We start from the raw sequence: 12024 nt of genomic DNA, 5'->3' as shown, positions 1-12024 counted from the left end.
GCGGTAAACGCTGTTTGGCTGAAAAATCTTTTAATTTCAACGATTAATTAAAAAAACAGGCAGATAATTCCTGAAAATCGGTTGATATTCTAACTGCTCACAGAAATTTAATGAAACTTATCTATTACTCAATCGTATACTTGTTATAAGGAGTTGAAATAAATTGAATACAAATAAATTGCTCTCATCATTATGCTATTTCAGTATTTTTTTCGCACCGTTTTTATTTCCGATTATCGTCTACTTTATCTCTGATGAGCGTGAAGTGAAGCAGCATGCAAAAAAATCATTGCTGTCACATATCATTCCAATCGTAACAATTATTGTACCGTTCTTTATGATTTTGTTTGCAGGAATGTCTGGTGCACCAGAAGCTTTTGCATTCGGAGTTGTCATTTTTGGATTTATCCTGATTGGCATAGTGAACCTTGTTGCGTTTATTTATAACATTGTACAGGGTATTAAAATTTTAAAAACGGTTTAATCACAAAGGCTTTGGGTTTCTTGCTCAAGGCTTTTCTTTTCAAATACATACTCAAATACTGGGGGATGGAAAAAGTGAAGGAACAAAGAAAACGCATTTTGGATCTAGTTGAACAGGGAAAGCTGTCGGCAAGTGAAGCACTGACACTCATTGAAAAGCTGGAAGAGGAGTATAGTCATAAAGAAAGCGAAATGATGACGTCGATGTCTGCAGATGTTTTTTCAAAAGATGCTTTTGTTGAAAAAGAGAAATCCTCACAATCTTCTCTTCCCGCAAAGCTTGTGACTTTCATTGAAACAGCAGTGAAGAAGGTAAAGGAGCTTGATCTTGATTTGAACTTTGGCGGTTCTCTCAATGTTCAGCACATATATCAGTTCAAAGATGCTGATATCCGGGATTTTGATATTCAATTAATCAACGGAAGTGTGAATCTGCAGGCATGGACACAAAACGATGTTCGCGTCGAATGTGATGCAAAAGTATTCCGTGCGGAGAATCAGGAGCTTGCAAGAGAAACCTTTATGCAAAATGTTGATTGCACAGTGGACGGTTCGAAGTTCCGTTTTTACACTGAAAAGAAAACAGTAAAAATCAATATGACCCTGTATGTTCCTGAACAGCAGTATGAGCTTGTTAAAATTAAGCTGTTTAATGGGCCGATCAGAGGGGAAGATTTAAACGTAAGGGATTTTAATGCGAAAACGGCAAATGGTGTTATTACTGTTCTGAATTTCAAGGGTGAAAAAATAGAAGCTGAAACAGCAAATGGTCAAATCCGCCTGACAAACATCGAGGCAGCCCATACTGAAGCGGAAACAATAAATGGGCTCATCCAATTAAACGGAAAAAGCGAGAGAATTGATGTTCAAAGCTTTAATGGAAATATCGTCGTTAAGCTTGAGGACGAAGGATGTCATACTCTGTATGCTAAAACAGCCACTGGAAACGTGGACGTTTATGTTCCGGAAAACGTGAAAATTAATGGGGAACTTAAATCAAATTTAGGTTCAGTAGCTGCTGATTTAAAAGATCTTGAGGTGCTTTTTGAGAAGAATGAAACGATTCAAAAGGAACTGAGGGTTAAATCAAATACAGCAGGTGAACAAACGATGTCTGTTTTTGCAGATTCTAAAACAGGGTCTATTCTATTAAAAGAGAGGTAATTCAATATGAAAAAGAAATTATATAGATCCAGATCTAAAAAAATGGTTGGCGGTGTCATTGGCGGATTGGCCGATTACTTAAGCATGGACGTAACATTGCTCCGGATTTTATTTGTAATTTTGCTGCTCACCACTGCCTTTTTCCCATTCGGTCTTATTTACTTGATCATGATCTTCATCGTACCGAATGAGGGAGATGTCATTAAGCATGATTAGATGGGCCATCAGTATTTTGGTCAATGCCCTCATACTGATTGTTGTATCAGGGTACTTTGAATCGTTTCATATCAGCGGTGTAGGAGCCGCCATTCTTGCAAGCTTACTTATATCTGTTTTAAATGTTTTAGTGAAGCCTTTTCTCATCTTGCTGACCTTGCCGGTCACGGTGGTGACGCTTGGACTCTTCCTGTTTGTCATCAATGCGATTACTCTGATGATCGCGCAGGGGATAATGGGAGACTCCTTTAACATTGATGGTTTTGGCACAGCGATTTTAGCTTCTATTGTTATTTCTCTGCTCCATTTGCTGATTCAAAAAGGTGTCATAGAACCCCTTAAAGAAAGTAAAAAGAAATAGAAAAAAAGGCCGGATCCCATGGATCCTGCCTTTTTTGTTTAAGCCGGAATTTATATAGCTTCCAGCATCCTTGGTTTAGCCCGGAGCGTCTAGATCCTCGGTCATATCAAGGCGTTTGCGCTTTTCTTTCTAAAATTCTCTTTCCTCATGTACATCCTTTTTCAGCAAATCACGGATTTCTGTCAGCAGCTTCTCTTCATTTGTTAATGTAGGCACAGGCTTTTGCTCGTCTTTTCGCTTAAACCGTTCAAAGAATCGAATGAATAAAAACACGGAAAAAGCAATTATAAAGAAATCGAGAACGGTCTGCAGAAATACTCCGTATTTTAAAGGGGCATCTCTAAATGTATATTGGAGCCCCGAAAGATTTACTCCTCCGAGCAGGATCCCGATCAACGGCATCACAATGTCATTCACAAGAGAAGTGACAATCTTTCCGAATGCAGTTCCGATTATGACCCCGACAGCCAGATCAATAACGTTGCCCTTTATGGCAAACTTCTTAAATTCATTCAGCATATGTATGTCTCCTTGTTTTGGTTTCCATATCTAGTATAGACCAATGATCATAAATGTAAATCGTGAACATAAGGACACGCTAGATGGGTACGCTAAAAATGGGTGAAGGTTATGAAAAAAACTCTTATTGCGGCAGTCCTGCTGCTTTGTCTATTTACAACTCCTGCGTACGCGAAATTTTCATTTGAAGATGGCGATGTGACGATTGTCTGGCTATCAGATACTCAATATTACGCAAAAAACTATCCGGAAATCATGATTAAACAAATACAGTGGATTATTGAAAACCGGGACAAATATAATATTCAATATGTTTTTCATACAGGTGATCTGGTGGATCATGCTAATGATGATGTGCAATGGGAAAGAACCGATCAAATACTGAAAATGCTTGATATGACGAGAATTCCATATGGTGTTTTGGCAGGGAACCATGATTTGGTTCATACAGAACAGCCTTATAAGGTGTTTACAGATCATTTCGGCTATCATCGTTTTATTCGGCAGCCGTTTTACGGCGGCTCTTTTGAAAATAACCGCGGCCACTATGATCTTCTGACGATCCACAATCAGCCATATATCATGATTTATATGGGATGGGATGTAAATCGCAGTGCGCTTAATTGGATGAATAAGGTACTTAAGGATTACCGGAATCACACGGCGATTTTAGCTTTTCATGATTATTTGAATTATAAAAATGAGCGAAGTCCTGCAGGAGAAGAACTTTTTCAGAAAGTCGTTTTGAAAAACCCAAACGTGAAACTGGTTTTATCCGGTCATTATTACGGAACGGGTTTTTTAGAAACCCGCCTCTCTGAGGAGCAAAGAGTTTTTCAGATGCTTGCGAATTATCAGGCTGAAAAGCATGGCGGCAACGGTTTTATGCGTCTTCTATTTTTTAAGGCAAGTCAAAAGGAAATTCAGGTTGATACTTATTCTCCATACTTGAATAAATTCCGGCCTAAAAAGCACCTGCCAAAGGAGAGGTTTCTTTTAAAATTAAAAGAGTAGAGACAGTTGTAAGAAATATACTGTCTCTACTCTTTTATTCGTAAAGCACGATGACGCTGTAGCCTCTATTTTTTAATTCATTGGCCAGGGCCACGGCGTTTTCTTTTTCTGCAAATGCACCGACTTGCACTTTGTACAATTTTTCCGGTTCAGGAGACGGAGCAGGAGCTGGGTCGGGTGCCAGCTTTTTCTTAAGCTTATAAAAGGCAGCAAGTGCTTCGACAATAGCTTGCGCACATGTTTTGCGGTAAGCGGCAGATTTTAAAGCCTGCGCTTCCTCTTGATTTGTCATAAAGCCGCACTCAATTAAAATCGCCGTCATATTGGTTTCCCGCAAGACATGGAAGTTGGCAAGCTTAACCCCCCGGTCCTCCCGTTTTGTTTTTTCAATCAGCTTCTTCTGAACCGCTCCCGCAAGAGCAAAGGACTCCTGTGGTTTTGAATCGTGAGCATACGTTTCAATGCCCTTTACATTATTCCATGCTGTGCCTTTTCCAAATGCATTGGCATGAATGGATACAAACACATCTGCTTTTGCAGCATTGGCCTTATCCGTTCTCTCTTTCAGCGGGACATCACGTGTGTCTGAGTGAGTGAAAAGGATTGAAACATTTTCATATCCAGCGAGAAGGTCCCTCATTTCATTTGCTGCAGCACGATTAAATTCATATTCTCTCATACCGTCTGGCGTTCTTTTGCCGGATGTTGTGTAACCATGTCCGGCGTCAATTGCAATCTTCACGTACAGTCCTCCTATTAATTGGTCTTTACCCTACTAATATATTGCAGGATGTGCAATAGAGTAGCGGTGATTGTCCTATGTTTTTTAAAAAATAGGAAAGAAAGATTAAATTGCCGGTAAAGGATTCCCCGTTTCCGTTTAATATGTAAAAGTGCTAAAATAAGAGAGGATTTTATTGGTACCCCTTGAAAGAAAAAGGAGGAGCAGAAGGATGGCAAAAGTTCGAACGAAAGATTTAATTGAAAAATTCCATTTAGAGCTGATCAGCGGTGAAGAAGGAATTAATCGTCCCATTACAACAAGCGATTTGTCCCGCCCAGGGCTTGAAATGGCTGGCTTTTTTACATATTACCCGAAAGAACGCGTGCAAATACTCGGAAAAACAGAGCTGACGTTTTTTCAAAAGCTGACAGATGAGGAAAAGAGAAACCGGATGGATCAGCTATGTACAGATTCAACACCGGCTATTATCGTTTCACGCGAAATGGAGATCCCGCAGGAGTTAATAGACGCTTCAGAAGAAAAGTCTGTTCCGCTGCTTCGTTCTCCTTTAAAAACAACCCGTCTATCAAGTCATCTGACGAACTTTTTAGAAGGAAAGCTTGCTCCCACCACTGCAGTTCACGGCGTTTTAGTAGACGTCTACGGCGTAGGTGTGCTGATTGTCGGCAAAAGCGGAGTCGGTAAAAGTGAAACGGCTCTTGAACTTGTAAAGCGAGGCCATCGTTTAGTTGCAGATGACTGTGTTGAGATCCGCCAAGAGGATCAGGATACATTGATCGGAAATGCACCAGACTTAATTGAGCATCTCTTAGAAATCCGCGGGCTTGGCATCATTAATGTGATGACGTTATTTGGCGCAGGCGCAGTCCGCAGTTATAAACGGATTACCCTGATTATTGATCTTGAAATCTGGGATCCTAAGAAGCAATATGACAGATTGGGCCTTGATGAAGAGAAAATGAAAATTATCGACACAGATGTTCCTAAGTTAACTGTGCCTGTCCGCCCTGGACGAAACTTAGCGGTCATCATTGAAGTGGCGGCTATGAACTTCAGATTAAAACGCATGGGTCTGAATGCTGCTGAACAATTCACAAATAAATTAACAGATGTCATAACAGATACTGAGCATGACGACGCATAATCATCGTTAAGGGGGAATAGAGACAATGGAGGAAAATTTTACGCCTATCGATCCGGTTTTTCTTGAGCTTGGACCCATTCAGGTGCATTGGTATGGCTTGATTATCGGGATAGGAGCTTTGCTTGGTCTTTGGCTTGCTGTCCGTGAAAGTGAGCGGAGAGGACTTCATAAAGATACGTTTGTAGATTTAGTGCTGTTTGCCATTCCAATCGCGATTATTTGTGCGCGTATTTATTATGTGATTTTTCAGTGGGATTATTACTCACAAAACCCGGGAGATATCGTGAAGATATGGAACGGGGGCCTGGCCATTCATGGCGGATTAATTGGGGCATTTGTAACAGGCTATATCTTTGCAAAGGTGAAAGGGATCTCGTTTTGGAAGCTTGCTGATATTGGAGCTCCGAGCATCATCCTTGGGCAGGCCATCGGACGCTGGGGAAACTTTATTAATCAAGAAGCCCATGGCGGCGAGGTAACCCGTCAATTTTTAGAAGGATTGTTTCTGCCAGAGTTCATTATCAATCAAATGTACATTAATGGTGCTTACTATCATCCGACGTTTTTATATGAATCTCTGTGGAGCCTTGTCGGTTTTGCCGGACTTATGCTTCTCAGAAAAGCCAATTTGCGCAGGGGAGAGCTTTTCCTCACCTACATCATCTGGTATTCAATCGGACGCTTTTTCATTGAAAGTATGCGTACCGATAGCTTGATGCTGACGGAATCGCTGCGGGTTGCACAAGTTATTTCTCTAGTATTAATTGCGCTTGCGGCTGCAGTATTAATTATCAGGAGAGTCAAAGGATATTCAAAGGAAAGGTACTTAGAATCAGCTGAGTAAGGGGATGTTTCTGATTAATAGCTTAAAAAAAGGACTTCAGGCAGGGCTTCAAACAACTTGGACGCTTGGCAAGGTTATTTTTCCGGTTACCTTGATTGTGAGTCTTCTTCAGCACACACCGGTTCTTCCGTGGCTGATCAAGCTTATTCAGCCGGTCATGGGAATTTTCGGTTTATCAGGTGAAGCCGCTATTCCGCTGGTGCTTGGGAACATGCTGAATTTGTATGCTGGTATAGCAGCAATCCTGACACTTGATCTATCTGTTAAGGAAGTGTTTATTTTAGCTGTTATGCTTTCGTTCTCACATAACTTGATTATTGAATCAACGGTTGCTGCAAAGGTGGGAATCAAGCTTTGGATCATTCTTGCTGTAAGGATTGGGCTTGCGGTCAGCTCTGCTATTATGATCAATCTGCTATGGCAGGGCGGACAGGAAACGGCACAGTATGGGTTTATTCCAAAGAATACAGCCGATCCGTCCGGCTATGTTGAAATTGGTTTAAGTGCTGTTCAGAAAGCAGGTCTTGGCATTGTGCAGCTCGCCTTAATTGTAATACCGCTGATGATTATCATCCAGGTGCTTAAAGATAAAGGTTTTTTAACTATTTTTTCAAGATGGATGGCACCTGTTACAAGGATGCTCGGAATGAATGAAAACACCTCCATGACAATGGTTGCCGGTTTAACGATAGGGCTTGCATACGGAGCTGGGGTCATGATTCAGGCAGCGGAAGAAGACGGGGTCAGCTATAAAGATTTAACGCTCGCCTTTATTTTTCTTGTCTCCTGTCATGCTGTAGTGGAGGATACCCTGATTTTTGTGCCGCTTGGCATCCCGGTGCTGCCTCTGTTATTGATCCGGATTGTAACAGCGGTCATTCTGACAATGGCAGTAGGAGCGATTTGGAGCCGATTTGAACATACAAACAGAAAGGAAGCAACTTATGAGAATTAACACGGTACTGTTTGATTTGGATGGAACTTTAATTAATACAAACGATTTAATCATAGAATCTTTCCTGCATACGCTGAATCTCTATTATCCGAATCAATATGGACGCGAGGATGTCCTGCCGTTTCTAGGACCTACCCTTCATGAAACGTTTGTAAAAATGGATCCGCTTCGTGTCGATGAAATGATCAGCACCTACAGGAAGTTTAATCATGATCAGCACGATCAATTGGTTACTCAATTTGAAACGGTTTATGAAACAGTTCAGGCACTCCACGAAAAGGGCTATAAGCTTGGCATTGTTACAACTAAAATACGTGATACCGTGAATATGGGTCTTAAGCTCACGGGTCTTGGCCAGTTTTTCGAAACGGTCGTGACACTTGATGATGTTAAAAACGCAAAGCCGCATCCAGAACCGGTCCTGCTTGCTTTAGAAAAACTGAACAGTTCTCCTGAGGAAGCGATTATGGTCGGCGATAATCACCATGATATTGATTCCGGAAAAGCAGCAGGCACCAAAACGGCCGGTGTGGCTTGGACAATTAAAGGCGTGAAGTATCTAGAAGGGTTTAAACCTGACTACATGCTGAACAAGATGAGTGATTTACTGAACGTGCTTGGAGCGGAATAAGTGTGAGAAAAACAACGAGATATCCTGTTAAAGGCCCGAATTCACTTTGGCATGTTTACAAAACAGTTCCATTTTGGAAGGTCGTCCGCAACTTCATTGTCATTCAGGTGGCTCGCTACACCCCATTTCTTTCATTGAAGAGTTGGATGTACCGGAGTTTACTCGGAATGAAGGTGGGGAAGCACACATCATTTGCTCTGATGGTCATGCTGGATGTGATGTTTCCTGAAAAAATCAAAGTTGGCCGGAATACGGTGATTGGCTACAACACGACACTGCTTGCGCATGAATATTTGATACGCGAGTACAGACTTGGTGACATTGTCATCGGTGACGAAGTCATGATCGGTGCCAATTCCACTGTTCTGCCGGGTGTTGAAATCGGGGATGGAGCCGTCGTTTCAGCGGGAACGCTCGTCCACAAAGATGTTCCGGCAGGAGCCTTTGTAGGCGGAAATCCGATGAGAGTTATCTTTTCAAAGGAAGAGATGGAACGGAGGGACACCAGCTTTTAGAGCTGGTGTCTTTTTATTTTATCCAAATGATCCTATTCGCCTTTCTAACTCGCCAGCAAGCATTTAAACCTCAGAACAAATTAGTTCGAAAAAAAAGACCGGCCAACTACTGCTTGGCCGGTTTTCTATGTTAATGGGGGGAAATAATACTTTTTATTTACCCGATTTTCATCGTAATAAACCTAATCAAACGTTTGTTTAAACATTTCTTTTTAGAGGAAATTCGCCAAAGAAAGAGAATGATAAGGAATATTCATACTTGCGAACCTTTCTTTATTTTGGTAGCATGTTACTATATTAGCGAGCTAAAGGATTCGGAACTTTTTGTGAAAGAGGTGCAAGTCAGCATGTTTATGTTTGAAAAACCTCTCGGGATGAGAGATACATTGCCATTATTGTATGAAACGAAAAAACAGCTTCGTCAAAAAATGACGGGTGCAATAGAGAAATGGGGCTTTCAATTTATTGAAACGCCAACGCTTGAATTTTACGATACGGTAGGTGTTCAGTCAGCGATTCTTGAAGGACAGCTGTTTAAGCTGCTTGATCAGGAAGGGCACACGCTGGTTCTTAGACCTGATATGACAGCACCAATAGCAAGGGTAGCGGCTTCAAGATTTTATAAGGAAAATTATCCGCTCAGACTTGCTTATGATGCGAATGTGTTCCGTGCGCAGCAGCGTGAAGGCGGACGTCCTGCTGAATTTGAACAAATTGGGACTGAATTGATCGGCGATGCAACAACAAGCGGAGATGCAGAAGTTATTGCACTTATGATTGCCGTTCTTAAAGAGGCAGGTCTTCAGGATTTTAAGGTCGCAATCGGACATATAGGTTACGCGGATGCTTTATTTAAAGAGATTCTAGGAAATCAAGAGCGGGCAGATGTTTTAAGAAGGTACTTATATGAAAAGAATTATGTCGGCTATCGCGAGCATGTGAAGTCATTGCCGCTGTCGTCTATAGATAAAGGAAGGCTGCTTCAGCTTCTGCAGCTGAGAGGCGGAGAGGATCAGCTTGCAGTTGCAGCCGACCTGGTTTCAAGCAGGGAAGGAAAAGAGGCTGCAGCAGAACTTGGCAAGCTGTGGTCGCATCTTCAGGATTTTGGGGTGCTGGAATCTGTAAAGCTTGATCTAAATCTTGTCAGTCATATGAGCTATTACACAGGAGTTTTATTTGAGGTCTATGCAGGGAATGTCGGCTTTCCGCTTGGAAACGGCGGCCGTTATAATCAGCTGTTCGAACGGTTTGATACACCTGCAGCGGCAACGGGCTTTGGAATCCGCTTAGACAGGCTGATCGAATCTCTTGGAGAACAGGAAGAGACTCCTGACATTCATTGTGTACTTTACAGTCAGGAAAGAAGAATGGAGGCTCTGAAGTCTGCAGATGAGCTTCGAGGACAGGGGAAAAGAGTGATTTTACAGGATATATCCGGAGTAAATGATGTAGATGCCTATACAAAGCAGTTTGCCGATGTAGCTTATTTTATTGGATCGAGAAAGGAAGAGCAGGATGGGTAATATGCTTACAATTGCGATGCCGAAAGGAAGAATATTTGATGAAGCAGCAAACTTGCTCAGAAAAGCAGGATATAAGCTGCCGCCTGAATTCGATGAGTCCAGAAAGCTTATTTTAGAAGTTCCGGCTGAAAACATGCGTTTTATTTTAGCGAAGCCGATGGATGTCACAACATATGTTGAACATGGAGTTGCGGACATTGGCATTGCGGGCAAGGATGTCATGCTTGAGGAAGAGCGTGATGTTTATGAGGTGCTGGATCTGAAAATAAGTGACTGCTACTTGGCTGTTGCTGGCTTGCCTAACATGAGCGGCTCAGATGTTGTTGCCCCTAAGGTTGCAACAAAGTACCCTGGTGTGGCGTCTTCTTATTTCCGCGAACAGGGGGAACAGGTGGAAATCATCAAGCTGAACGGTTCGATTGAGCTTGCTCCTTTAATTGGCCTTGCTGACCGCATTGTCGATATTGTCTCAACGGGCAGAACGTTAAAAGAAAACGGTCTGGTTGAACTTGAACGAATTTGCAGCATTACTTCAAGACTCATTGTCAATCCTGTCAGCTACCGGATGAAGGATGCCCAGATTGATGAACTGGTCAGCCGATTATCAGAAGTTGTGGAAGGAGAAGCAAAATGAGAATTAAAAGATTATCGGGGAATTTTGCCTCTCTGAAGCGTTCGATCGACTCTGGTACAGAAGCACAGAGAGAGGCTGTTAAAAACATCATTGGAGATGTTAAGAAAAAAGGTGATGCTTCTCTTTTCGCCTATGCGGAAAAATTCGATTCTGTCAGTTTGTCAAGTCTGAGAGTGTCTGAAAAGGAAGTGGAGGCAGCTTATCAGGAGCTTGATCAGGACTTAGTTGAGATTATCAGGGAAGCAGCAGAAAATATCCGTTTTTTCCATGAAAAACAAAAACGTGAGTCCTGGATTACATATAAAGAGGACGGAACGATGCTCGGACAGAAGATTACTCCTCTTGATGCTGTTGGGGTATATGTACCTGGAGGCACTGCCGCTTATCCTTCATCCGTTTTAATGAATGTCATCCCTGCACAAACGGCTGGGGTAAAACGAATTGTTCTGATTTCTCCTCCAAACAGGGAAGGTACGCTGCCTGCAGGAGTACTTGTTGCTGCAAAAGAGCTTGGTATCGGGGAAATCTACAAATCAGGCGGTGCCCAGGCAGTAGCTGCACTAGCATATGGAACGGAAACAATCAGGCCGGTTGATAAAATTGTTGGTCCCGGAAATATCTATGTTGCTCTTGCGAAGCGGGAAGTATTTGGGGATGTCGATATAGATATGATTGCCGGACCAAGTGAAATTGTTGTTTTAGCAGATCATACTGCTAAAGCAAATGAAGTGGCTGCCGATCTGCTGTCCCAGGCTGAACATGATGTTCTTGCCTCAAGCGTACTTGTAACAGATTCAATGGAGCTTGCAGAATCCGTATCAGCAGAAGTCACGCGGCAGCTTGAGACTCTTCCGAGAAAAGAGATAGCAGGTCCTTCGATTGAGCAATTCGGATTTATTTATGTGGCAGAGTCAATGGATGAAGCTATTAACGCTGTGAACGAGCTCGCACCGGAGCATCTTGAGGTGTTAACAGAATATCCGATGGAGCTGCTGAACAACATTAGACACGCAGGCGCTATTTTCCTCGGAAGATATAGCTCAGAGCCTGTTGGAGACTATTTTGCAGGACCGAATCATGTGCTCCCTACTAATGGCACAGCCCGTTTTTCAAGTCCGCTGAACGTCGATGATTTTGTGAAAAAATCCAGCATTATTTCTTACAGTGAAAAAGCATTTCAGAATTCTGCCCATAAGATTGCAGCATTTGCCCGTTTAGAAGGCTTAGAAGCACATGCACGCGCTATTGAAGAGCGCTTAAAATAGGAGGAACTGAC

Annotated in this window: 15 protein-coding genes; 13 read left to right on the top strand and 2 right to left on the bottom strand. The window is 42.2% G+C overall.

Going from position 1 to position 12024, the window contains the following annotated elements; translation table 11 throughout:
- The first annotated feature begins 163 nt into the window (after window positions 1-163).
- From K8L98_RS22840 to K8L98_RS22825, 4 genes are all read left to right on the top strand, one after another.
- Window positions 164-484: a magnetosome magnetite crystal formation protein family gene (locus tag K8L98_RS22840; protein WP_223438338.1), complete on the top strand. Its 321-nt coding sequence runs from the start codon at window positions 164-166 to the stop codon at window positions 482-484.
- Window positions 485-558: 74 nt separating this feature from the next.
- Window positions 559-1647 carry a DUF4097 family beta strand repeat-containing protein gene (locus K8L98_RS22835; RefSeq protein WP_223438336.1) on the top strand — a complete coding sequence of 363 codons (1089 nt, stop codon included), beginning with the start codon at window positions 559-561 and terminating at the stop codon, window positions 1645-1647.
- Window positions 1648-1653: 6 nt separating this feature from the next.
- Window positions 1654-1863 carry a PspC domain-containing protein gene (locus K8L98_RS22830; protein WP_223438335.1) on the top strand — a complete coding sequence of 70 codons (210 nt, stop codon included), beginning with the start codon at window positions 1654-1656 and terminating at the stop codon, window positions 1861-1863.
- Window positions 1856-2224: a phage holin family protein gene (locus tag K8L98_RS22825; RefSeq protein WP_223438334.1), complete on the top strand. Its 369-nt coding sequence runs from the start codon at window positions 1856-1858 to the stop codon at window positions 2222-2224. Before K8L98_RS22830 ends, K8L98_RS22825 begins: the two co-directional genes overlap by 8 nt.
- 129 nt (window positions 2225-2353) lie before the next feature.
- Here the strand turns inward: K8L98_RS22825 and mscL are convergent, their stop codons facing one another.
- Window positions 2354-2743 carry a large conductance mechanosensitive channel protein MscL gene (gene mscL / locus K8L98_RS22820; RefSeq protein ID WP_223438333.1) on the bottom strand — a complete coding sequence of 130 codons (390 nt, stop codon included), beginning with the start codon at window positions 2741-2743 and terminating at the stop codon, window positions 2354-2356.
- Between the two features lie 111 nt (window positions 2744-2854).
- Between mscL and K8L98_RS22815 the strand changes: the two genes are divergently transcribed.
- Complete coding sequence (locus tag K8L98_RS22815) at window positions 2855-3757, top strand: metallophosphoesterase (protein WP_223438331.1); 903 nt, start codon at window positions 2855-2857, stop codon at window positions 3755-3757.
- 34 nt (window positions 3758-3791) lie between these two features.
- Here K8L98_RS22815 and K8L98_RS22810 read toward each other — a convergent pair whose 3' ends face one another.
- On the bottom strand, window positions 3792-4499 hold the full coding sequence (locus tag K8L98_RS22810) for an N-acetylmuramoyl-L-alanine amidase (RefSeq protein WP_223438328.1): 708 nt from the start codon (window positions 4497-4499) through the stop codon (window positions 3792-3794).
- Window positions 4500-4710: 211 nt separating this feature from the next.
- Here K8L98_RS22810 and hprK point away from each other — a divergent pair, with 211 nt between their 5' ends.
- From hprK to hisD, 8 genes are all read left to right on the top strand, one after another.
- Window positions 4711-5646, top strand: a complete 936-nt coding sequence (hprK, locus tag K8L98_RS22805) for an HPr(Ser) kinase/phosphatase (protein ID WP_223438326.1) — start codon at window positions 4711-4713, stop codon at window positions 5644-5646.
- A 25-nt stretch (window positions 5647-5671) separates the two neighbouring features.
- Window positions 5672-6490 carry a prolipoprotein diacylglyceryl transferase gene (lgt, locus tag K8L98_RS22800; protein ID WP_223438323.1) on the top strand — a complete coding sequence of 273 codons (819 nt, stop codon included), beginning with the start codon at window positions 5672-5674 and terminating at the stop codon, window positions 6488-6490.
- Window positions 6491-6494: 4 nt separating this feature from the next.
- Window positions 6495-7445: a nucleoside recognition domain-containing protein gene (locus K8L98_RS22795; RefSeq protein WP_223438321.1), complete on the top strand. Its 951-nt coding sequence runs from the start codon at window positions 6495-6497 to the stop codon at window positions 7443-7445.
- Window positions 7435-8076, top strand: coding sequence for a pyrophosphatase PpaX (ppaX, locus tag K8L98_RS22790; RefSeq protein WP_223438319.1), 642 nt, complete (start codon window positions 7435-7437; stop codon window positions 8074-8076). Before K8L98_RS22795 ends, ppaX begins: the two co-directional genes overlap by 11 nt.
- A 2-nt stretch (window positions 8077-8078) precedes the next feature.
- A complete protein-coding gene (locus K8L98_RS22785) occupies window positions 8079-8591 on the top strand; it encodes an acyltransferase (protein WP_223438317.1) in 513 nt (170 codons plus the stop codon).
- A 347-nt stretch (window positions 8592-8938) separates the two neighbouring features.
- Entirely contained in the window at window positions 8939-10114 is a 1176-nt protein-coding gene (locus K8L98_RS22780; RefSeq protein ID WP_223438315.1) for an ATP phosphoribosyltransferase regulatory subunit, read from the top strand.
- Window positions 10107-10748, top strand: coding sequence for an ATP phosphoribosyltransferase (gene hisG, locus K8L98_RS22775; protein ID WP_223438313.1), 642 nt, complete (start codon window positions 10107-10109; stop codon window positions 10746-10748). Before K8L98_RS22780 ends, hisG begins: the two co-directional genes overlap by 8 nt.
- Window positions 10745-12013 (top strand): histidinol dehydrogenase, encoded by a 1269-nt coding sequence (gene hisD, locus K8L98_RS22770; protein WP_223438312.1) that lies wholly within the window; start codon window positions 10745-10747, stop codon window positions 12011-12013. The genes hisG and hisD overlap by 4 nt, the downstream gene beginning before the upstream one ends.
- Window positions 12014-12024 lie beyond the last annotated feature (11 nt).

This window comes from Metabacillus dongyingensis, assembly GCF_019933155.2.
GTDB classification, from domain to species: Bacteria; Bacillota; Bacilli; order Bacillales; family Bacillaceae; genus Bacillus_P; species Bacillus_P dongyingensis.
The sequence above is the reverse complement of the archived record's forward strand: the minus strand, read 5'-3'. Positions and strand labels throughout refer to the sequence as shown.

What these genes read in the sequence shown, in the direction of transcription:
- K8L98_RS22825 (WP_223438334.1), top strand. Translation starts at nt 1,856, where the DNA reads ATGATTAGATGGGCCATCAGTATTTTGGTCAATGCCCTCATACTGATT.
- mscL (WP_223438333.1), bottom strand. Translation starts at nt 2,743, where the DNA reads ATGCTGAATGAATTTAAGAAGTTTGCCATAAAGGGCAACGTTATTGAT.
- hisD (WP_223438312.1), top strand. Translation starts at nt 10,745, where the DNA reads ATGAGAATTAAAAGATTATCGGGGAATTTTGCCTCTCTGAAGCGTTCG.
- K8L98_RS22830 (WP_223438335.1), top strand. Translation starts at nt 1,654, where the DNA reads ATGAAAAAGAAATTATATAGATCCAGATCTAAAAAAATGGTTGGCGGT.
- K8L98_RS22815 (WP_223438331.1), top strand. Translation starts at nt 2,855, where the DNA reads ATGAAAAAAACTCTTATTGCGGCAGTCCTGCTGCTTTGTCTATTTACA.
- K8L98_RS22780 (WP_223438315.1), top strand. Translation starts at nt 8,939, where the DNA reads ATGTTTATGTTTGAAAAACCTCTCGGGATGAGAGATACATTGCCATTA.
- hisG (WP_223438313.1), top strand. Translation starts at nt 10,107, where the DNA reads ATGGGTAATATGCTTACAATTGCGATGCCGAAAGGAAGAATATTTGAT.
- K8L98_RS22795 (WP_223438321.1), top strand. Translation starts at nt 6,495, where the DNA reads ATGTTTCTGATTAATAGCTTAAAAAAAGGACTTCAGGCAGGGCTTCAA.
- ppaX (WP_223438319.1), top strand. Translation starts at nt 7,435, where the DNA reads ATGAGAATTAACACGGTACTGTTTGATTTGGATGGAACTTTAATTAAT.
- lgt (WP_223438323.1), top strand. Translation starts at nt 5,672, where the DNA reads ATGGAGGAAAATTTTACGCCTATCGATCCGGTTTTTCTTGAGCTTGGA.
- hprK (WP_223438326.1), top strand. Translation starts at nt 4,711, where the DNA reads ATGGCAAAAGTTCGAACGAAAGATTTAATTGAAAAATTCCATTTAGAG.